This window comes from Methylobacterium sp. E-046 (assembly GCF_022829625.1).
GTDB lineage: Bacteria > Pseudomonadota > Alphaproteobacteria > Rhizobiales > Beijerinckiaceae > Methylobacterium > Methylobacterium longum.
On sequence record NZ_JAKSYP010000172.1, the window covers coordinates 216,484 to 236,775 of the forward strand.

19 protein-coding genes are annotated in these 20,292 nt (G+C 71.6%); 5 read left to right on the forward strand and 14 right to left on the reverse strand.

All coding sequences use genetic code 11. The features are described 5' to 3' along the window. Positions 1 to 37 precede the first annotated feature (37 nt). From MKK82_RS16790 to MKK82_RS33955, 3 genes are all read left to right on the forward strand, one after another. Complete coding sequence (locus MKK82_RS16790) at positions 38 to 724, forward strand: invasion associated locus B family protein (RefSeq protein ID WP_238286621.1); 687 nt, start codon at positions 38 to 40, stop codon at positions 722 to 724. 127 nt (positions 725 to 851) lie between these two features. Next, a complete protein-coding gene (locus MKK82_RS16795) occupies positions 852 to 4,244 on the forward strand; it encodes a tetratricopeptide repeat protein (RefSeq protein WP_243986294.1) in 3,393 nt (1,130 codons plus the stop codon). Continuing rightward, positions 4,241 to 4,363 (forward strand): hypothetical protein, encoded by a 123-nt coding sequence (locus MKK82_RS33955; protein WP_279603059.1) that lies wholly within the window; start codon positions 4,241 to 4,243, stop codon positions 4,361 to 4,363. Before MKK82_RS16795 ends, MKK82_RS33955 begins: the two co-directional genes overlap by 4 nt. Positions 4,364 to 4,571: 208 nt before the next feature. On the opposite strand, the gene MKK82_RS16800 is transcribed toward MKK82_RS33955, so the two are convergent. From MKK82_RS16800 to MKK82_RS16825, 6 genes are all read right to left on the reverse strand, one after another. Next, entirely contained in the window at positions 4,572 to 6,020 is a 1,449-nt protein-coding gene (locus MKK82_RS16800; protein WP_238286619.1) for a pilus assembly protein TadG-related protein, read from the reverse strand. Continuing rightward, positions 6,005 to 6,718 (reverse strand): TadE/TadG family type IV pilus assembly protein, encoded by a 714-nt coding sequence (locus tag MKK82_RS16805; protein ID WP_238286617.1) that lies wholly within the window; start codon positions 6,716 to 6,718, stop codon positions 6,005 to 6,007. Before MKK82_RS16805 ends, MKK82_RS16800 begins: the two co-directional genes overlap by 16 nt. After that, on the reverse strand, positions 6,718 to 7,263 hold the full coding sequence (locus MKK82_RS16810; protein WP_243986295.1) for a TadE/TadG family type IV pilus assembly protein: 546 nt from the start codon (positions 7,261 to 7,263) through the stop codon (positions 6,718 to 6,720). The genes MKK82_RS16805 and MKK82_RS16810 overlap by 1 nt, the downstream gene beginning before the upstream one ends. A gap of 74 nt (positions 7,264 to 7,337) precedes the next feature. Continuing rightward, on the reverse strand, positions 7,338 to 8,111 hold the full coding sequence (gene fliP, locus MKK82_RS16815) for a flagellar type III secretion system pore protein FliP (RefSeq protein ID WP_238286861.1): 774 nt from the start codon (positions 8,109 to 8,111) through the stop codon (positions 7,338 to 7,340). A gap of 5 nt (positions 8,112 to 8,116) precedes the next feature. Next, the gene (locus MKK82_RS16820; RefSeq protein WP_238286615.1) at positions 8,117 to 9,184 is read right to left on the reverse strand and encodes a flippase-like domain-containing protein; all 1,068 of its coding nucleotides are present in this window, start codon (positions 9,182 to 9,184) and stop codon (positions 8,117 to 8,119) included. Positions 9,185 to 9,248: 64 nt separating this feature from the next. Next, positions 9,249 to 9,743 (reverse strand): hypothetical protein, encoded by a 495-nt coding sequence (locus MKK82_RS16825; RefSeq protein WP_243986299.1) that lies wholly within the window; start codon positions 9,741 to 9,743, stop codon positions 9,249 to 9,251. A 179-nt stretch (positions 9,744 to 9,922) separates the two neighbouring features. On the opposite strand from MKK82_RS16825, the gene MKK82_RS16830 reads away from it, so the two are divergent. After that, on the forward strand, positions 9,923 to 11,230 hold the full coding sequence (locus tag MKK82_RS16830) for a capsule biosynthesis protein (protein ID WP_238286613.1): 1,308 nt from the start codon (positions 9,923 to 9,925) through the stop codon (positions 11,228 to 11,230). 98 nt (positions 11,231 to 11,328) lie between these two features. Continuing rightward, entirely contained in the window at positions 11,329 to 11,613 is a 285-nt protein-coding gene (locus MKK82_RS16835; protein WP_238286612.1) for a hypothetical protein, read from the forward strand. 304 nt (positions 11,614 to 11,917) lie between these two features. Here MKK82_RS16835 and MKK82_RS16840 read toward each other — a convergent pair whose 3' ends face one another. From MKK82_RS16840 to MKK82_RS33960, 8 genes are all read right to left on the reverse strand, one after another. Continuing rightward, positions 11,918 to 13,279: a sigma-54-dependent transcriptional regulator gene (locus MKK82_RS16840; RefSeq protein ID WP_238286611.1), complete on the reverse strand. Its 1,362-nt coding sequence runs from the start codon at positions 13,277 to 13,279 to the stop codon at positions 11,918 to 11,920. Between the two features lie 60 nt (positions 13,280 to 13,339). Next, a complete protein-coding gene (gene fliN / locus MKK82_RS16845; RefSeq protein WP_238286610.1) occupies positions 13,340 to 13,672 on the reverse strand; it encodes a flagellar motor switch protein FliN in 333 nt (110 codons plus the stop codon). 10 nt (positions 13,673 to 13,682) lie between these two features. Continuing rightward, positions 13,683 to 14,294 (reverse strand): FliH/SctL family protein, encoded by a 612-nt coding sequence (locus tag MKK82_RS16850; protein ID WP_238286609.1) that lies wholly within the window; start codon positions 14,292 to 14,294, stop codon positions 13,683 to 13,685. Next, on the reverse strand, positions 14,291 to 15,349 hold the full coding sequence (locus MKK82_RS16855; protein WP_373323308.1) for a flagellar motor switch protein FliG: 1,059 nt from the start codon (positions 15,347 to 15,349) through the stop codon (positions 14,291 to 14,293). The genes MKK82_RS16850 and MKK82_RS16855 overlap by 4 nt, the downstream gene beginning before the upstream one ends. Before the next feature lie 37 nt (positions 15,350 to 15,386). Beyond that, positions 15,387 to 17,018, reverse strand: coding sequence for a flagellar basal-body MS-ring/collar protein FliF (fliF, locus tag MKK82_RS16860; protein WP_238286607.1), 1,632 nt, complete (start codon positions 17,016 to 17,018; stop codon positions 15,387 to 15,389). 282 nt (positions 17,019 to 17,300) lie between these two features. Then, on the reverse strand, positions 17,301 to 17,576 hold the full coding sequence (locus MKK82_RS16865; RefSeq protein WP_007569077.1) for a DUF1153 domain-containing protein: 276 nt from the start codon (positions 17,574 to 17,576) through the stop codon (positions 17,301 to 17,303). A gap of 91 nt (positions 17,577 to 17,667) precedes the next feature. Further along, positions 17,668 to 18,354, reverse strand: coding sequence for a flagellar hook assembly protein FlgD (locus MKK82_RS16870; protein WP_238286606.1), 687 nt, complete (start codon positions 18,352 to 18,354; stop codon positions 17,668 to 17,670). Between the two features lie 95 nt (positions 18,355 to 18,449). Next, on the reverse strand, positions 18,450 to 20,069 hold the full coding sequence (locus tag MKK82_RS33960; protein WP_279603060.1) for a flagellar hook-length control protein FliK: 1,620 nt from the start codon (positions 20,067 to 20,069) through the stop codon (positions 18,450 to 18,452). Positions 20,070 to 20,292 lie beyond the last annotated feature (223 nt).

Here is a 20,292-nt window from a genome sequence, read left to right on the forward strand (position 1 = left end):
GGCTGTGCCGCTCCATGGCCCGGGGGTTCGTGATTCCATGCCGTCGTTCTCAGCCCATGTGCGGGTCAGCCTGGTCGCCGCGCTGCTGCTCGCCGTTCCCGTGACGCCGCGGGCCCAGGATGCCGAGCCCGACGCGGGGGCGCCCGCGGAGGCGGCCCCCAAGGCGCGTCCGAAGCCCAAGCCGAAACCGGTGGCCGCGCCGAAGCCCGCCGCCAAGCCCGCCGAGACCGCGCCGAGTTCCGCCGCCCACGGACCGGCCGCGGCCCATGCCGCTTGGCCGACGGGCGCCAGCACGGTCAGCGAGAGCTACGGCGACTGGACCATGACCTGCACGCGCCCGAACGAGACGGTGACCTGCATCGTGGCCCAGTCGCAGGGTGATTCGCAGACCGGCCGGCGCAAGTTCGCGGTCGAGCTGCAATCGCCGGCGGGGGGACGCTCCGAGGGTCTCGTGTTGATGCCCTTCGGCCTGTCCATCGAGGCGGGCGTGACCTTCAAGCTCGACGAGCAGACCCTCGGCAAGGGCGCGCCCTACTCGATGTGCGGGGTCGACGGCTGCTTCGTGCCGATCAGCTTCCCGACCCTGGCCCTCGACGGCATGCGGACCGCCAAGAAGTTGTTCGTGACCGGCCAGAAGGCGAGCGGCACCGATCCGGCGACGATCGAGGTCCCGCTCACCGGCTTCCCCCAGGCCCTCGACCGCGCCGCCGCCCTGAGCGGCTGAGCATCGGTCGTCGGGCCAGTTTCCCCGTTACGGTTAAGCCAGCGTTAGTCCGGCTGCCGCAGGATCCCGCCGGAAGTGGCGCTGTGCGTCGCGGCGGTGCCGCGCGCCGGGATCGGATCGGCGGGGGATGGAATCGGTGGGCGGGCGACCCCGAATCGGTCGAGGATTCGGCGCGCGGCTGCTGCGCGCGTCGCTGCCCCTGCTCGCCCTCGTGGCCGGTCCCCTGGCCGGGATCGATCCGGTTCTCGCCGCGAAGTTGATCGGCGCCAAAGGCAGCGAATCCGGGAGCGGTCCGGGCGGCTACGGCCGGATCGTGCTCACCTTCGACAAGCCGGTCCCGGTCAAGGCCAAGCTCGCCGGCGGCGTGCTGCTCCTCGGCTACGGAGAGCGCATTGCGGCCGGCCCCGAGCGCCTCGCCGAGGAGATGCCGGTCTACGTGTCCAGCGTCCGGCGCGACCCGGACGGGTCGGGCCTGCGTGTCGGCCTGCAGCGGCCCTACCGGATCAATCTCCAGGCGGCGGGCGAGCGGGTGTTCGTCGACCTGCTGCCGGAGAGCTGGTCCGGCTTGCCGCCGCCCCTCCCACCGGAGGTGGTGGCGGAACTCGTCCGCCGGGCCCAGGTCGCCGAGGAAGCCCTCAAGGCGCGCATCCCCGAGCCGGTGCGCAAGCCCCTGTCCCTCGAGATTGCGCGGCTCCCGACCCTGACGCGCCTGTCGCTGCGCCTGCCGACGGAAGCGGTCACCTCGGTGACGGCCGAAGGACCGGCGACGCGCCTGCGGGTGGTCGGTTCCTGGACCATCGATTCGGGCGAGACCCGCGGCCGGCCGCGCCCCGGCATCGCGAAACTGGCGACCGACACGGACGCGACTTCGGCCAGCCTGCTCGTCACCCCCGAGGACGGGTTCACGATCGGCACCGACCGCGAGGACGACGCCTTCATCCTGGACGTGGTCCGGCGCAAGCCGCCAGAGCCCGCCAAGACCGCCGTCGAGGTGCCGGGACCGGCCGCATCCGGTCCGGCCTCGGCGGCGCGCCCCGCGCCCACGCCGTCCGTGCGCGCGGCCACGCCGGCCTTGCCGGCTGCGCCGGAGCGCCCGGCCGACGCGGCGCCGACGCGCCAGGCCGGATCCGGTCTCGTCTTTCCGTTCCGCGCCCTGCCGCCGGCCGCCCTGTTCGAGCGCGGCGGCATCGCCACGATGGCCTTCGAGACCGCCGAGCCCGTGAAGGTACCGGAGGGACGCCAGGGTCTGATCCCGGTGGGACCGCCGGAGCGGAAGGGGCCGCTCACGATCCTGCGCTTCTCGGTGCCGCAGGGCCGTCTCGTCGATCTCAACGCGGTCACCACGGGGAGCGGGCCGGCCTGGGAACTCTCGGCCGGCGACGCCCTGAGCCCGAGCGACTCCGTCGATCCCGTGCGCAAGCCCGACCCGTCCGGCCGGATCGCCGTCTCCCTCGCCCTGCCGCACCCGGGAACGACGACGTGGCTCGACCTCGACGGCGAGCGCGTCGCGGTGGTCACTTCGGCTGCGCTGAAGCCCGTCGGCAATCCGAAGAGCCGCCGCTTCGTGGATTTCGAGATCCTGCCCAGCCGGCACGGCCTCGCGGTTCTGGCCGGCGCCGACGACCTGGAGGTGCGGCCCGAACTTGACGCCGTGACGATCGGCCGAGCGGGCGGCCTCGCGGCTTCCGGCACCGGACGGAAGCCCGACCCAGTGCTCGCCGAGGTGGGGACGCTCGCGATCACCCGCGAGAGCTGGGACCGGGCGCGGACCGGGAACGTGCGCGAGACCCTGCGCGGCCTCACCACCGCGGCGGCCGCGGCGGCACCCTCCGAGCGCGGCCCGGCGCGCCTCGCGCTGGCTCGGGCCTATCTCGCCAACGGGCTCGACCCCGAAGGCCTGGCGGCGTTGGAGACGGCGGCGGCCGACGACCCGCTGCTCGCCGCACAGCGCGATACCGCGATCCTGCGGGGCCTCGCGCTGGTGCGTCTCGGACGGAACGCCGACGCCCTGAAGGTGCTGTCGGTGCCGCAACTCGCCGACGATGCCGAGGCGGCCCTGTGGCGCGCCATGGCCTCGGCCGCCACCGCCGATTGGAAGGCGGCGGAGACCGGCTTCCTGAAGGTCCTGCCGCTGGCCCAGAGCTATCCAGCCGATCTCGCGCAAGGCATCCGCGCCGCCGCGGCGGAATCGGCGATCGAGACGGGGGACGCCGAGACGGCCGCCGCCCGGGCGGAGCCGGAGCGCGACCTGCAGCCCTGGATCCGCGACCGGCTGGCCCTGACCCGCGCCCGCGTCGCCGAGGCGACCGGCCAGACCGCGGCGGCGCTCGATTCCTACGCCCGCCTGCAGGACGCCGGCGTGCTGCCGGTCGCGGCCGAAGCGGGCCTGCGCGGGGCGCTCCTCGCCCGGGCCTCCGGCAAGCTCACCGTGGACGCGGCCGTCGAGCGCCTGGAGCGCCTCGCCCTGACCTGGCACGGCGGCCCGATCGAGGACGCCATCACCGCCGGCCTCGCGCGCCTCTACCTCGGCGCCAACCGCTGGCGCGACGCCTTCACGGCGGTGCGCCGGGCGAATACGTTCGCGCCGATGGCCGCCTCCTCGGAGGCGCTGACGCGCGAGGCGCAGGCGGCCTTCGAGGATCTGTATCTCACCGAGAAGGGGGACGCGCTTCCGGGCATCCAGGCCGTGGCGCTGTTCTTCGATTTCCGCGAGCTGAGCCCGATCGGCCGGCGCGGCGACGAGGTGGTGCGCCGGTTGGCCGATCGTCTCGTGGGCCTCGACCTTCTCGACTCCGCCGCCGACCTCCTCCAGTACCAGATCGACCACCGCCTCACCGGCCCGGCCCGCTCCGCCGTCGCGGCTCGCCTCGCCACGGTGCGGCTGATGGACGACAAGCCGATGCGGGCGCTGCAGGTGCTCGACGCCACCAACCTGCCGGAGCTTCCCGGCGAGTTGAAGCGCGCCCGCGGACTGATCCGCGCCCGGGCGCTGTCGGACCTCACCCGCACCGACCTCGCCCTGGAAACGCTGGAGGGCGAAAGCGGTCCCGACGTCGAGCGCCTGCGCGCCGACGTCTACTGGGGCGCCCGCCGCTGGCGCGAGGCCGGGGAGTCGCACGAGGCGCTGCTCGGCGATGCGTGGCGGTCGGGCCAGCCCCTGGACGAGCAGTCGCGGGCCGACGCGATCCGCGCCGCGATCGCCTATGACCTCTCCGGCGAGACGATCGGACTGGAGCGGCTCAAGGCGAAGTTCTCGGAGACCATGGCGGTGAGTCCGGACGCGCGCACCTTCGCGCTGCTGACGGGCGCCAACCCCACCCGGGCGCCGGGCTTCCGCGCCATCGCGGCCCGCGCCAGCAAAGCCGACACGTTGTCGGCGTTCCTGGCCGAGTACCGCAAGCGCTACCCCGACGCCGCAACGCCCGACCGGGGCCGTCCGGAAGCCCCGGCGGGCGCGCAGGGGGCACCCGGCAGCGCGCAGCAGAGCAGCGCCGCCACCGCGGAGTCGCCGCCAGGGTGACCTCCGCCCGCGTGGTCGACCCCGACATCGTCCTGAAGGTCGACGGCGTCCCTGTGGGGACTCCGGTGCGAGACGGCGAGGCTTGGCGGCGGGCCCACGAGGCGCCGCGCCCCGGCTGACGGCAGGATCGCGCGGGTGGTGACCGTCCGGGGCCGGCAGGGGGCCAATCCCGCCGGATCGCCCGGCCGGTTCAGGCCGACGCGGCCCTGCCCCGGGGCGCAGCGCCGCGCGCCCTTCATCGCCCTCGCGCGGGTCCGGATCCGCAGGCCGCCGCCCGTCGCGCCGGAACGCAACCGCCCGCGCGCCCGACCGACGCGTCCCGCGGCTCTACTGCGTGAGACGGGCCACGGCGAGCGCCTGATCGAACATCGCGTTGAGCGCGGCCGTGATGTCGCTCGGGCTGTTGGCCGTGTAGAAGAAGCCCGGTGACGCGCAGCTCTTGAGCGGCGTTGCCAGGGTCGGGCTGAACCCGTTCACGCGGTTGTTCTCCCAGGCGATCCCCCCGCCGTAATCCGTGAAGCTGATGGTGTTGTAGGGGATGTAGAGGACCGAGATCGTCGCGCCCGCGGTCTTCAGCGCCGTGCAGAGCGACGGGTCGATCTGCGAAGGCTGCGAGCCGTCCCAGTTGCCGGCGCCGTAGCCCGTGAAGCTCGAAGGGTTGCCAGGATAGTAGTACTTGCCGTTCTGGTTGATGGCGAAGTGCTGGTTGTTCTGCATGCCGTCGGTGACCAGGAACACGAAGGGCCGCCGCAACAGAGCACTGGAGCCGTCGCCGAAGCCGCCCGCCGCCGTAATGGTGGTCTTCATCTGGGGCAGCACGACCTCGAAATGCGTGCCGCCCGCGCCCGTGCCCGTGCTCGGGTCGTTGGTGGTGTAGAGCTGGGTCGTCCCGGTATCGAGGAGGCTCGTCAGGGCGAGCGGCCACGATTGGGAGCACTGGACCTTGCTGTTCAGCGTGGCGATGGAGCTGTTGATGTCGGCGAGCGTGCCCATCTGGTTGATGAACGGGTACAATCCGACCCGGTACTGGTTCGTCATCGACGGCGTGGACGCCCGGGAGATGAGGGAACAGACCGCGTTGTTCAGCGCGTCCGACCGCAGCTGGATCTTGCCGGCAGCGAGGTTCCAGCCGGTATAGCCCGGGAAGTGGCAGGCGAACTGGCAGCCCTGCTTGTAGTCCGACCACATGTCCTTGTTGCTGGACGCGAGCTGCGCCATGCCGCCGCTCGTGGCGGGCAGGCCCATGGAGCCGGACACGTCGAGCAGGAGGTAGAAGTCGAGATAGCTGGGCAGGTCGGCCGAGGCCGTCACCGTATTGCCGATCGTCGTGGTCGGCGTCCGGAAGATCTGGCCGAAATTGTTCTTGATCGTGGCCGTGTAGGTGACCGACGACGTGATGGTCTGGCCGGTGCGGCTGATCTGCGGCACCTGCAGCTGCACCTGCGCGAACGGCACCTTGCCGGCGTTGACCGTAAAGGCGTTGGTCGCCTGGGCGGAGCCGGCCGCGAAGGCGTTGGCGGTGAGGTTGCTCTGGATCGGGTTCGCCGCGAAGTAGGCCTTGGCGGAGACGACGCCCGCGATGGCGGCCGCGTCCGCGGCGGCGTCGAGCTTCGCCTTGTCGGTGATCGCGACGCCGTAATCGACGCCGTAGCCGATCAGTCCGACCATCGGCACGAGGCTGAACGCGAACAGGATCGACACGTTGCCCGACCGCGCCCTGCGCAGCCCCGCCGCTCTGTCCCGCAGGCGACGGACCGGGTTCAGTAACCGGGGCATTTCACGGCGATTCCATCGTTGCCCGTCGTGTCAAAATTGACGAGGGCGGCGTAGCGCGGCTGCACGTACATCGAGCGGGCGATGCGCACCGCCGGTATGAACCGTGCGCCGAAGCTCGGCTGGAAGTTGAAGACCACGTCGACCGCGATGAGCGAGCCCGGCCCGAAGACGGAGCGCGGCAGCGTGGTGCGGGAGGGCGGGGCGGTGTTGTCCGCCGGGAGCTGGGCCGGCGTGCAGGGCCGGTAGTTGCCCCCGCTCGTCCCCGTGCTCGTCCAGACGACGTTCGCCGCGTAGCAGTTGCTGAGGTCGGTGGTCCCGGTGCAGTTCGAGGCGGTCTGCGTGAAGGCGACCGACGCGAAGGTGATCGTGATGTCCTGCCACCATTGGAGGCCCTGACGGGGGGCGTCCTTCATGAGGTACGGGAACAGGACGAGGGTCGAGTCGAAGCTGAAATGCAGATCGGCGGCGTTGACGGTGGCGACCGTCGTATTCTGGGGCGGCTGGGCCTGCGAGAGCATCTGGCTGATCGACTGGGCGAGCAGCTCCACCTTGCGGGTGGCGTTGATGTAGGTGACGAGCTGCGTCCCGGCGATCATGAGGATCAGCAGCACCGGGAAGATCAGCGCGAACTCGACCGCCGACACCGCCCGGGTGTCCGTCCCGAAGCGCCGCGCCGCCGATCGTACCGCCGGGCCCATCAGAACAGCTCGTTGCGGAAGGCCGCCGTCGAGACGGCGAGGTAGGCCGGCGAGCCGTTGAAGGTGCCGCTCCCGCCGAGCACCGTCGCGAAGGCCGTGGGCAGGAACGTGATCGGGTAGACCACCAGCAGGTACTGATAGGCGCCGCGCGGGCCGAGGGTGTACTGGCCCGACCCCGGCGTCAGAGGCGGCATCAGCAATCCGCTGACGTCCGGCTTGACGTAGCTGTAATAGCCGCTCGGCGAGGTTCCGGTGGGCACCGTGTAGAGGTTGATCACGACGTTGCCGCACTTCACCATCGACGGCAGGTAGCCGCACAGGGCCGCCCGGAAACCGGCCTGGTCCATGGACTTGGCCTGCGCCGCGCCGGTCATGATCTGCCGCGACGCGCGGGTCGTCGCGTAGTCGATGGATTGGTTGACGAACAGGATCATGGCGACCGTCATGACGAACAGGATCGTCAGGATCAGCAGTCCGGCGACGAGGGCGAACTCGACGGCCGCGGCACCTCTTCGATCGCGTAGAAATCGGCACACTGAGAGCATGCGGAATGGTCGCATGAGAGTGCTAAACGTCCCTTAAAGCAGACGCGAGCACTCCCTATGGCATCGCTGAATCGTTATCCGCCGTAGCTTTGAACAAGCGAGCCCGCCACCAGGGTCCAGCCGTCGACCAACACGAAGAAGATCAACTTGAACGGGAGTGAGACTGAGGCCGGCGGGACCATCATCATGCCGATGGCCATCAGAACCGAGGCGACCACGAGGTCGATGATCAGGAACGGGATGAACAGCAGGAAGCCGATCTCGAAGGCGCGGCGCAGCTCCGAGATCATGAAGGCCGGGGTGACGATCTCGAGCCCGATCTCGTCCGGACCCTTCGGCACCGGCACCTTCGCGAGGTCGAGGAACAGCTTGAGGTCCTTCTCGCGGACGTTGCGCAGCATGAAGGTCTTGAACGGCGCCGAGGCCCGCTCGAAGGCCTGCGCCTGCGTGATCCGCCCGGCGATCAGGGGCTCGATCCCGGCGCTGTAGGCGGCCCGGCCGGTGGGGGCCATCACGAAGGCGGTCAGGAACAGCGCGAGGCTGACGATCACCGCCGTCGGGGGCGCCGTCTGGGTGCCCAGCGCCGAGCGCAGGAGCGAGAGCACGACGACGATGCGGGTGAAGGCCGTGGTCATCACCAGCACCGAGGGTGCCACCGCCAGCACGGTGATCAGCGCGACGAGCTGGAGCGCGCGCTCGGTGGTGCCGCCGGCCCCGAGGTCGAGGGTGACGCTCTGGGCGAGGGCCGGACCGGCGGCGAGCAGCGCGCCAGCCAGCAGGGCGGGCCCGAGGATGCGGGGGGAGCGCTTCCGCACCCTGGGCTTCGGACGGATCGGCACGGCGCGCATCGTGATCACGGACGGTCGCAGGTCGGGGCCGCGGGGCGCACGCTGGCCCGCCGCGCCTCGAGGTTCTGCCAGACGAGGAGGGCCGGCAGGCCGAGGACGACGTCGGGCACGCGGCGGGCCAGGGAGAGGGCGATGGCGGTGCCGGCGTCGATGCCGAACAGGCCGCAGACCAGCACGAGGCCGCCCTCCTGCACGCCGAGCCCGCTCGGCACCAGGAAGGCGGCGGCCTTGATGGCCTGGCTGAGCGCCTCGATCACGAGGATGTCCGACAGGCCGACGGTGTCGACCCCGATGCAGGTGAGGACGACGAAGACCTCGGCCGTGCCCAGGATCCAGGCCAGGGCGTGAAGAACGAAGGACTGGGCGAGATGCCCCCGGCGCCCCGGCGCCCAGACCGCATCCAGGGCGCCCTGGATGCGCTGGCCCGGCTCCGGACGCGTCTCCGTCTCGCGCACGAAGCGACGGCCGAGGGCGGTGAGACGCTCCTCGACCACCCGCACGATCCCCGTGCGCTGGAGCGCGAAGAAGGCCGCGAGCGCCAGGCCGGCTGCCGCGAGCGTCCGCAGCGTCCAGCTCGCGAGTTCGGCCGCCGCGGCCCCTTCGACGTGGCTGAGGAGGGTGGCCCCAAGACCGGCGAACAGGGCGAGCGTCCCGACCTGGAACAGCAGGTCGGCGAGTACGGAGGCCGCCGCCAGGGACCCGGCGACGCCCCAGAAAGTCAGGAGACGTGCCCCGAGGACGTCGCCGCCCACCGAGGCGACCGGCAGCAGGACATTGATGCCCTCGCGCACGAAGCGGAGGATCAGGCAGGCCGAAGACGGCGCGGGCGAGAGTCCGTCCAGGATGCGCGCCCAGGCGATGCCGCAGACGATCACCACGAGGGCGCGCACCAGCGTGACGCCCACGAAGCCCGCCATCCCGATTCGTCCGAACGCCGCCGCCACCGCCCCGAGATCGTTGGTCGCCACGAGCCAGGTCGCCAGGCCGAGCCCGAGCAGCGTGCCGAGCAGGGGCAGGCGGCGCACGACCGCGCGGGACGCCCGGCGCGTCCAGGATGCGCGGTCGCCGCTCACGGGCGGGGTGTGCGGGTTGCGCGACGGAGGGTGGGCAAGCGCGGGCGCTCCAGGTTCGAGCCGGTCAACGGCCCGGCGGCGATTCGTCAGGCGGTACCGCCGCTAGAGCGGTAATGGGGCCGAATTCGGGGACGGATTTGCGCGGGCGTGCCGGCGGGAGCACGGGGTCGAGTATGGCGGCGAGGGCCGCCTGGGGATCCGCTTCGGGATCGAGGAGAAGGACCCGGCCGGCCGCGAGGCTCGCGCCGGTGGCGACCGCCACCGCCCGCTTCGGGCAGGGGCCGAGGCACCCGGTTTCGACGATGCGGAGCTTCCTCCGGGGCCCGCCTCCCGCAGCCTCGGCGGCCCGCTTCCCGGCCTTCTTCAGGAGGGCGCGGACGGACCGGGCCGGGAGGCCCTGCCGCTTGGCGCATTTGGAGCACACGACCACGATCTCGGTGAGTTTCGTCTTGGCCGACTTCGCGGCCCCACCCGTGGCCCGGCCCCCGGCCGGACCGCTGGTCGAGCTCCTGGCCGGACCGGCCTCCGCGCCGCTCGCTGAACGTGGGTCTGTCATCATCCGGAGACTGTAGGCCGCGATACCCGGGCCGGGCTACGTCGCCCGTCGCCGCGGCGCGGCTGGGGGGATCGGCGCCATAAAAAGGGCCTAAAAGAACGGGATCCCGGTACCGCGCACGGGTCGCCCTAAGGCCGGCGCCGCGGCAGCGGGACCGGCGCAGATCCAGGAACAATGAGCGGATGAACTTCGACGACGTCAAGGACGACACGCGCGAAGCTGAACTCGTGACGTTCACCGCATCGCCGATGACCGAGCTGCGGCGCAGCGCGGAGACGATCCGGCCGATCCCGGAGAAGCGTACCGCCCGGGCGCTGGTCGCCTCGGTGCGCGCGCGCCTGGACTGGACGCAGCTGCCGGGCCTGCGTCCCCGCCAGGAGGATACGTCGAGCTACGGCTCGCGGCTCATCCGGCGCGTCAGCCTGTTCGTGCTGCTGCCGACGCTCGTGGTCGGCCTGTACCTGTTCGCCTTCGCGTCCAACCAGTACGTGGCCGAGGCTCAGTTCGCCGTCCGCGGCAACGTCGAGCCGATGGAGAACATCTCGCTCGGCCAGTTCACCAACCTGATCCAGAAGCACAACAGCCAGGACAGCTTCATCGTCCGCGACTACATCAGCAGTCAGACGATGGTCGAGGCGCTGGAGAAGAGCGTCGGCCTATCGAAGATGTTCTCGCGGAGCGAGGCCGATTTCTGGACGCGCTTCAACCCGAACGACCCGATCGAGGATCTCACCAAGTACTGGCGCAAGCACGTCGACGCGCATATCGACTCGATCTCGGGCGTGATCCGCCTGTCGATCCGCGCCTTCACCCCCGAGGACGCCCTCACCATCGCCCGCGAGGTGGTGACGCGCGCCGAGGCGCTGATCAACGACATCTCGAAGCGCGCGCAGGCCGACATGGTCACCCAGGCCGAGTCCGACGCGACCGTCGCCCAGGAGCGCCTGCGCAAGGCCCACCTCGCGCTGCAGACCTTCCGCAACCAGTGGGGCGTGATCGACCCGATCAAGACGGCGGAGGGGACGATGACGACCCTGATGCTGCTCCGGAAGGACAAGCTGAAGGCCGAGAACGACCTGCAGGTCCTTCGCGGCTCGACCCTCGACGATCGCTCGCGCTCCATCCAGGTCCTCGTCTCCAACCTGGCGGCCATCGAGCAGCAGATGAAGGCGCTCCAGGCCGAGCTGACCAGCGCCAGCACGGCGGGCGGCCAGAACCTGACCGAGGCCCTGGTCCAGTACGAGGGTCTGATGGTCGAGCGGACCATCGCCGAGAAGCTGGAGGAATCGGCCCACATGCTGCTCGACCGCGCCCGCGTCTCGGCCACCAAGCAGCACATCTTCCTGGCGACCTTCGTGCCGCCGGTTCTGCCCACCGACAGCCTCTATCCCGAGCGGTGGCACACCCTCATCGTGTCGTTCTTCTGCTTCCTGGTGATCTGGAGTTCCTCGGCCCTCCTGATCGCGGGTGTCCGCGACCAGAGAATGTAGGCCTCCAGGCGGGATCTGGATCCCGCGCGGCGCGGTCTGTAGAGGAAGGCGGCCCGGCTCTCCGGGCGGCCCGGTGAAAGAGCGAAGTCTAACCGTCCATGTCGGATTTCTCCGATCTCGTCGCGAAGGCGATCCAGCCGTCGATGACCCGGGAGGAGCGCGAGGCGGTCTACTCCGTCGTGCGGCAGGCCGTGCTCCGCTTGCAGGAGCGCGAGGCACTGCCCCCCGAGGACCCGCGGGTGACGCTCCAGCGCCACCTCGTCGAGGAGACGATCCGCGACATCGAGGGGGACGTCGCCCGCTTCCAGTCGCTCCGCAAGCTCGAAGAGGCCTTCGCGGCGCAGAACGCCGACGCCAAGGCCGCGCAGGGCCGGAAGCGGTAGGGCGCCGGTCAGGCGTCTGAACGGGGGCGCGGAGCCGGGCCCGGCGGCACCGTCACGATCCACCGCCCGACACCGGGAAGACTCCGGACGGCTGTCCGATCCGCCTCAGGCGGGGCCGCGAAGGAGCGCTCCGGGGACCGCGCGGTCGGCGGGAGCCCGCCTTCGAGGCGCGCCGACGCGGTCGCCGCGACCCGAGGCAGGGGCCGCGGAACGCGCTCGTGGCGCGCTGCAGCCCGATCCGGCAGGGCATCACGGCCTCGTCCCGGCTCCGCCGTCCGAACCGATGCGCCCGTGCGGCGTATGCCTACCCGCAGGCCGCGCTCGCGCGGATGCTGCCGGGTTCGGCCACGTCGAGGCCCGCCGAGACGTACTCGTTGAGCTTGTTGCGCAGGGTCCGGATCGAGATCCCGAGGATCTTGGCCGCGTGGGTGCGATTGCCGAGGCAATGGTCCAGCGTGTCGAGGATCAGGTCGCACTCGACCTGCGCCACCGTCCGCCCCACCAGGCCCCGCGTCGCCGCCTCCGCAACCTGTGCGGCGCGCGCCGCCGGCCCCTCGGCCGCGAAGGCCTCGCCCTCCGGCGAGAGGATCGCGTCGGAGCCGATCGCCTCGCCCGAGGCCAGCAGCACCGCCCGGTGCAGGGTGTTCTCCAGCTCGCGGACGTTGCCGCGCCAGGGGTTCTTCAACACCAGGGCCCGGGCCTCCGCGGAGAGGGGGCGGACCGGCACGCCGTTCACGGCGGCGTATTTGCGGGCGAAATGGTGGGCGAGCTCGAGGATGTCGGCCGGGCGCTCGCGGAGCGGCGGCAGCTTCAGGGACACGACGTTCAGCCGGTAGAACAGATCCTCGCGGAACGTGCCCTTGCGGACCTCCTCCACGAGGTTGCGGTTCGAGGTGGCCAGCACGCGGATGTCGACCCGCACGGGCGCCGTGCCGCCGACCCGGTCGATCACCCGCTCCTGCAACGCCCGCAGCAGCTTCGACTGCAGGCGCACGTCCATCTCCGAGATCTCGTCCAGCAGCAGCGTGCCGCCGTTGGCCTCCTCGAAGCGGCCGATGCGCCGGGCGACGGCGCCGGTGAACGCCCCCTTCTCGTGGCCGAACAGCTCGGATTCGAGCAGGGCCTCGGGGATCGCCGCGCAGTTGACCGACACGAAGGGCTTGCCCGCCCGGTTGGACTTCTGGTGGACGTGGCGGGCCAGCACCTCCTTGCCGGTGCCGCTTTCGCCGGTGATCAGCACGGAGGCCTCGGACCGGGCGACCTGCTCGGCGAGCTTGACCACCCGCTCCATCGACGGGTCCCGCCAGACGAAGGCGGCGCGGTCGGTGGTGACCGCCTCCAGCACCGCGGCGATCATCTCGGGATCGGGCGGGAGCGGGATGTACTCCTTCGCGCCGGCCCGGATCGCCGCAACGGCGGCCTCCGCGTCCGCCGAGACCCCGCAGGCGACTACCGGCGTGCGGATCCGCTCCGCCTCCAGCGCGGTGACCAGGTCGCGGATCGGCAGCGAGACGTCGATCATGATCAGGTCGGCGCCCCGGGCGCGCAGGACGTTGAGGCCCTGCGGCACGGCATCGGCCTGCGTCACGGTGGCCCCGCGCTGCATGGCGATCTTCGAGGCGGTGATCAGCTCGCCGTTGAGCCGCCCGATCATCAGGAGCCGCATGGTTCGTCCCTTTCAAAGCGCGTGGCGCGGACGGCCGTCACCGGCGCCGCAGCCGAAACCTCAGTCACCCTTGACGATCTCGGTCATCGTCACCCCGAGCCGGTCCTCCACGAGGACCACCTCGCCGCGGGCAACGAGCCGGTTGTTGACGAACACGTCGATCGCCTCGCCCACCTTCCGGTCGAGTTCGAGCACCGCGCCGGGGGCCAGCCGCAGCAGGTCGCCGATCGGCATCCGGGCGGAGCCGAGCACCGCCGAGACCATCACGGGCACGTCGAAGAGCTGCTCCAGGTCGGACGCGGATTTCGGGGTCGTGGGCGCATCGCGGATCGACTCGCCCACGTAGTCCGGGTCGTGCTCGCCGAGCTGAGGCAGGCTGAAATCGTCGGACATCCGGGTTCCTTCAGAATCTCGGGGTCAGGCCGAGGGCGTCGAGGACGGACGCCTCGATGCGGGCGCGCTCCCGCACGATGCCGCCGTCCGCCCATTCGATGCGGGCGTCGCCCGCCGCCATGTCGGGGTCGCCCAGGACCACGAGGCGGCCCTCGTAGCCGCGCTCGCGCGCGAGGCGCTTCACCAGGGCTTCGGCCTCCTCGACGAGGCCGTCATGCACGCGCACCACGAGGTGGGGCACCCCGCGCAGGTGCTGGAGCGCGGTGCGCGCCGCCTCGCCGATGCCCGCGAGGGGGGCGGCGTCCAGCGCATCGCCCGCCACCTTGCGGGCGATCAGCATGGCCACCTCGACGGCCTGGGCCTCACGCTCGGTGTCGCGGGCGTCGGCCTGGGCGATGAGGCCCGCGGCGGCGAGGGCGAGGCGGGTCATAGCGTCGGCGAGGCGACCCTGCGCCTGCGCCTCGGCCTGAGCGCGCCCCTCCTGCAGGCCGCGGGCATGCGCCTCCGCCTCGGTGCGGGCGGCGGCCTCGGCGGCGCGCTGCGCCTCGGGGCTCGGGCGGGCGCTGCGGAAATCGGTCTCGAACAGGAACGGCTTCGCGCTCCGGGAGGCTTGGGCGCTCAATAGACCAACTCCTCCTCGGCGCTATTTTTGGCGATCATGATCTCGCCCTTCTCGGCGAGGTCCTTGGCGATCTCGGTCATCTTGGCCTGCGCCTCGTCGACTTCCTTGAGCCGGACCGGCCCGAGGGCGGCCATCTCGTCCGTGAGATTCTTGGCCGCGCGGGTCGACATCTGCTTCATGAAGAAGGCCCGGGTCGTCTCGTTGCCGCCCTTCAGGGCGCGGCAGAGCGTGTCGTTGTCGACCGAGCGCATCAGCGTCTGGACGCTGCCCGAATCGAGCTTCAGCAGGTCCTCGAAGGTGAACATCAGCTCGCGGATGCGCTTGGCCGAGCCGCGGTTGGCCTGATCGAGGGCGGCGAGGAACCGGCCTTCCGTCTGCCGGTCGAAGGCGTTGAACACGTCGGCCATCATCTCGTGGGCGTCGCGGCGCTGGGTCTGCGCGATGGTCGATACGAACTCGACCCGCAGGGTCTCCTCGATGTGGCGCAGCGCCTCCTTCTGCACGGTCTCCATGCGCAGCATCCGGTTGAGGCAGTCGATGGCGAAGTCCTCGGGCAGGATGGTCAGCACCTTGGCGGCGTAGTCGGCCCGCACCCGCGAGAGCACCACCGCCACGGTCTGCGGGTACTCGTTGCGCAGGAACGAGGCGAGGATCTCGGGGTCCACCTGGGCGATCGAGGCCCAGACGCGCTTTCCGGACGCGCCCTTGATCTCCGCCATGATCAGCGAGACCTGATCGCTGGGGAAGATCTTCAGGAGTAGCGCCTCGGTCCGCTCGAAATTCGACGAGATGCCGCCACTGTTGCCGAGCTTCGTCACGAACTCGATGATCAGCCGCTCGACGGTCGCGGCCTCCAGCGTGCCGAGCTGGACCATCGCGTGGCTGACCTTCTTGATCTCCTCCTCTTCCAGCATCTGCCAGATCGGCGCGCCTTCCTCCTCGCCGAGCATCAGGAGGAGCGCGGCCGCGCGCTGGGGACCGGGCATCGACGCGAACGAATCGCCGCCCGCCGTCGCGAGGCTGTTCGCAAGACCTGCCGTCATACCCGCCGCCATACCGCCCGCCATCGTGCTGCCCTCGACTCCCGACGCGTCACTCTTCCTGGATCCAGGTGCGCAGCACCTCGACGGTCTCGGACGGGCTCGCCCGGACCATGTCGACCACGCGCTGGACCGTCTCGGCCTGGACCTGACCGTTGATCTTGGCGAACTCCATCAGCCGCGCGGTCGGGCTGTCCCGGTCGATCACCGTGACGGTGGCGCCGGGACCCGCGATCACGGACGCCTCGCCGGCGATCCCCATCCCGGGGCCGGCGAGCGACGGCGGCGACGGCACGGGCGCCAGCACCTGGCGCACCAGCGGCCGCACCACGGTGAGGAGGACGATCAGGGTCAGGAGCGCCAGCACGCCGAGCTCGGCCACGCGCAGTACGTCCTCCTTGGTGGGGGCGAGGAGCGACTGCATCAGCGACGGCTCGGTGAATTGCGGCACGCTCGGCGCTTCCGCGAAGCGCAGGTTCACCACCTCGATCTGGTCGCCGCGCGCCTTGTCGAAACCGACGGCGCTGCGCACGAGCGCGGTGATCCGCTCGATCTCGGCTGGGGCGCGGGGGCTGTAGGTCTGCTTGCCGTCGGGCGCGACGGCGTAGACGCCGTCGACCACCACCGCCACCGAGAGGCGCTTGATCCGCCCGCCCTCGGCGACCTCGGTCTTGGTGACGCGGGAGATCTCGTAGTTCGTCGTCTCCTCGTTCTTGTTGGTCGCGTCCTTCGGTGCGGGGGCCTTGTCGCCGCCATTGGCGCCCGGCAGCTCGTTGCCGACGCTCACCTGTCCGTCGGCGTTGGCGGTCAGCGCCGATTCGGTGCGGGTCTGCGCGGAGCGGACCACCCGGCTCTCGGGATCGAAGGTCTCGGACCGGCTCTCGATTCGGTTGAGGTCGAGCTCCGCGTTGACCTGCACCCGGGCGCGACCCGGTCCCACGATCCCGGCGACCACGTCCTCGATCTGGCCGCGCAGGCGACGCTCCAGGGTGATCTGCCGGTCCTCGAAGCCGCTGGCGGCGTCCGCCTCGGCGCCCTTCGCGCCGTCGGCGAGCAGTCGGCCGCGCTCATCGACGATGGAGACGCGGTCGGGCTTCAGGCCCTCGACCGCGGAGGCCGCGAGGTGGCGGATCGCCCGCACTTGGCCGGCGTCGAGGTCGCCCATCAGCTTCAGGACGATGGCGGCGCTCGGGGTCTCCCGGTCGCGCTCGAACAGGCGGCGCTCGGGCAGGACGAGGTGGACGCGCGCCGCCTGGACCCGGCCGATCGCCCGGATCGAGCGGGCGAGTTCCCCCTCGAGGGCGCGCAGGTGGTTCACGTTCTGCACGAAGTTGGTGGACGAGAACGCGTCGCCCTTGTCGAAGATCTCGTAGCCGACCCCGCCCTGCACCGGCAGGCCCTTGCCGGCGAGGTCCATGCGCAGCTTCGCGAGGTCGGGGCGTGGGGCCATGATGGTCTGGCCCGCCTCGCCCTTGGTCTCGTAGCGGATGCCGCGGGCGTCGAGTTCGCGGACCACCGCGGCCGAGTCCTGCATCGACAGGTCGGAGAACAGCACGCCCATGTCGGGGCGCGAAACCCGCAGGATGATGAAGGCGAAGAAGCCGATGAGCGTCAGGGTCACCGCCGCCATGGCGGCGATGCGGGCCGGTCCGAGCTTCGTGACGAGATCGAGGACCGGCTTCACGGCGGGGTTCACTGCACTCTGAACGCAAGGCGAGGCTGTTCGGCCGGCTCGGCAGAAATTGCCCGGTCCATGGTTAGCGGGGCGTTAATGCCGGGCCTCGACGGGGCGCTGGAACGCGTAAAGCCGCGCCCGGGGTACGGACGCGGCTTCGAGAGCACCGGGAATGGTCGTCGAACCGCATCCGCGGCGTCCGGATCGGGCGCTCGCGACGGCGGCCACACCGTCGTCGCGTGACCGCGCAGCGGAGTCCCCGATGACGTCGCGCGTCTCAAGGGCTCAGCATCAGTGCCGGTAGTGCTGGATCCGGGTGGTCCGCAGACCGGCCAGCCCGTGCTGGTCGATGGAGAACTGCCAGCTCAGGAATTCCTCGGTGGTCAGCGTGTAGCGCTTGCAGGCCTCCTCCAGGCTGAGGAGGCCGCCGCGCACGGCCGCCACGACCTCGGCCTTGCGGCGGATCACCCACCGGCGGGTGCTGGGCGGCGGCAGGTCCGCGATCGTAAGGGGGCTGCCGTCGGGCCCGATCACGTACTTCACTCTCGGGCGGCTCGGTTCGGTCATGATACGCTCTACACTCGACTGACCTGTCGAGCATTGAATGTACTTGCGCCCGCTTAAGAGATGTTGAAGCGAGTCACTCGGATGTGATTCGTTAAGTGCCACTTGTGGACAACCCGATGGTCTGCACGCTGGACAGGGGCACTTTCTGGGAGCCCACCATCAGGACGGGGGTCGTCCCGCTGAGATCGACCTCGTCCACCGTACCGGTCAGGCTCGTATCGACGGCGACGCTTGCGCCGGTGGCATCCGTGGCCGCGACCTTGATCGTGTAGTTGCCATCCGCCGAGGTCATCCCGGCCGAGGTCTTGCCGTTCCACGTGTAGGCCTGGCTTCCGGCGGTGAGCGATGTGGCCTGCGTCGCCACGACGTTGTTCTTCGAGTCCAGGATCGTGATCACGGCCTTCGAGGCGGCGCGGGACGGTGTCAGGTTCCAGGAGGCCGAGCCGTTCGACAGCTGGGAGGTGCTGCCGTCCGCCGTGATGGTCTTGCCGATGTAGCTGGTGGCCGAGGCCGAACTCGCAGCCTGCGATGCGCTGAGAATGCTGTCGAGGCGGTCGTTCGACTTGAGCTGCTGCTCGACGCCGGCGAACTGCACCAGCTGCTGCGTGAACTGGTTGGTGTCCATCGGGTCGAGGGGGTTCTGGTTCTTGAGCTGCGTGGTGAGCAGCGTCAGGAACTGCGTGAAGTTGCTGGCGATCTCGGTGGCGTTGCCGCTGCTGCCCGCCGATACGGCCGTCTTGGCCGTCGTGTTCGTGGTGCTGGATATGCCGGTCGTCACGCTGTTCTCTCCCGTGCCAGGTCAATCCGCGCGGCCCGCGCGTCGCATCGTTGTCGGCGCAGGCGGGCCGGAGGCCGGGGCCTGCGCGTCATGGCCTAGATCCGTATGTCCACGCCGCCGTAGCCGCGCAGCCAGCGCGTCGGGGCGACCTCCTGCGGCGCGTCGCCCTTGTCGCGGGTCCAGGCCGTCGCGCCTCCCCGCGGGGCGCCGTCCTGCTGTCCGCCGCCGCCGGCCTGAGCGCCGCCGTCGCCCCGCAGCGACAGGTTCAGGCCCCCGCCCGACGGATCGAGGCCGGCCTGCGACAGGGCCTGCTGCAACTGGCCGGCGTCGCGCTGGAGCAGCGCCAGGGTTTCCGGCCGGTCGACCACCAGATGGGTCATCACCGTGCCGTGCGCCTTGTCGATCGCGAGCTTGACGTCGATGCGCCCGAGCTCGACCGGGTCGAGCCGGATCTGGAACTCGCTCGATCCCCCCAGGGAGCGCAGGCCGATGGTCATCGGCACCTGACCGAGGGGGATCGGGGGATCGACTCGGGCCGGCGCGGCGGCCGGGGGGGACGCCGGCTGGGCGGCTCCGGACGCGCCGACGGGCGCCGCCTGTGCGGCGGCCGGCTGCGGGGCGCCGGGGACCGGGGACGGTGCGAGCTGCGGCGGAGCCGCGCCAGCCCCCTGGCCGGCATCGGCGAGGGCGGCGAGAAAATCTCCGCCGGTCGCGGCCCCCGTCATGGCGGCCGCGGCTTCGCCGGGTCCGGCCGGCGCGCCCTCGACGGCGGTGGAATCCTTGCCGGCTTTGCCCGGGGTGACCGGCGGCGCGGGCGCCGTCGCACCGGCGGCGGGTCCGGCGGCTGGGCCCGCGGCGGCGGACAGAGACTTGCGGCCCGCGGGCGAAGCATCCGCGGCCGGATGGCCGGGCGCCGCGGAGGGCGACGCGCCCGCGCCGGCCTTCGCGGGTTCGATCGTCCCGCCGCCCCCGGCCGCGCCCGCCGCGGTGAGGCCCGGGGCCGCGTCCGCCGCCTCCGGCGCGCGGACCGGGCCGCCTTCGGCCAGACTCGCCAGGAGGGCGAGCAGCGCCGCGGTCGGATCGGCGGTCGGGTCGACGGGCGCCGGCTGTGCCGCCTGTGGCGGGGCGGCTTCAGCCTGCCGGGTCTGCGATTCCGCGTCGGCCTGTCCTGTCTCGGCAGCCGCCGCGTCCGGCGCGGCATCCAACGCGGCGTCGGTCGCCGCGGAGGGCTGCGGAGCGCTGCGCTCCGCCTCGGCGGGGCGCGTCGCGGGTGCCGCGGCCTTCCGGTCGGCCGGCGCAGCGGTGGGGGCCGGCGGGGCCTCCGCCTGGGCGGAGTCCGGGAGCCGGCTCGGCGCGCGCGGCGTCGGCTTGGCGAGGCTCGAGCGCCTGTCCGCAGCCCGGATGTCGGCCTGCGCGGCCGAGTCCCGCGCCCGCTCCGCCGCCGTGCGCCCCGCGCCGGCCTGATCGCGCTGATCGGCCTCACGAGCCCGCGCCGCCGCGGTGTCGTCGCGGCGGGTCGCCGCGTGGGACCGCGCCGCCGCGGCGTCGTCCTGCGACCGGGCGGCGCTCAGGGCTTGGCCGAAGCGATCCTGCGGCGTGTCGCCGGACCGGGCCGCGACGCCCGCCGCATCCCAGCCCGAACGCGCGGCGGGTGCGCTCCGCGCGGGCGGAATCCACGCGGTGATATCCAATCGATCCGCCGACCCGCTCGCCATACAGGACTCCTCTGGCCCGCCTCGGAGCAAGCCGCGCGCCAGTCCGGTCCGAGGATAAGGCGTTGATCGAACTGGATTTTCGCGAAGAGGGCGCGATGCCGGTACGGTCGAAGCTGCCGCGCGCCCGGCAGGATCTGCCGGGTTGCCGCAGCCGAGGCGAGCCACCGCCCTGGAAAGCCGGGCGGAGTCCCGCTATAGACGCACCGTGCAGCCGGGAAGCTTC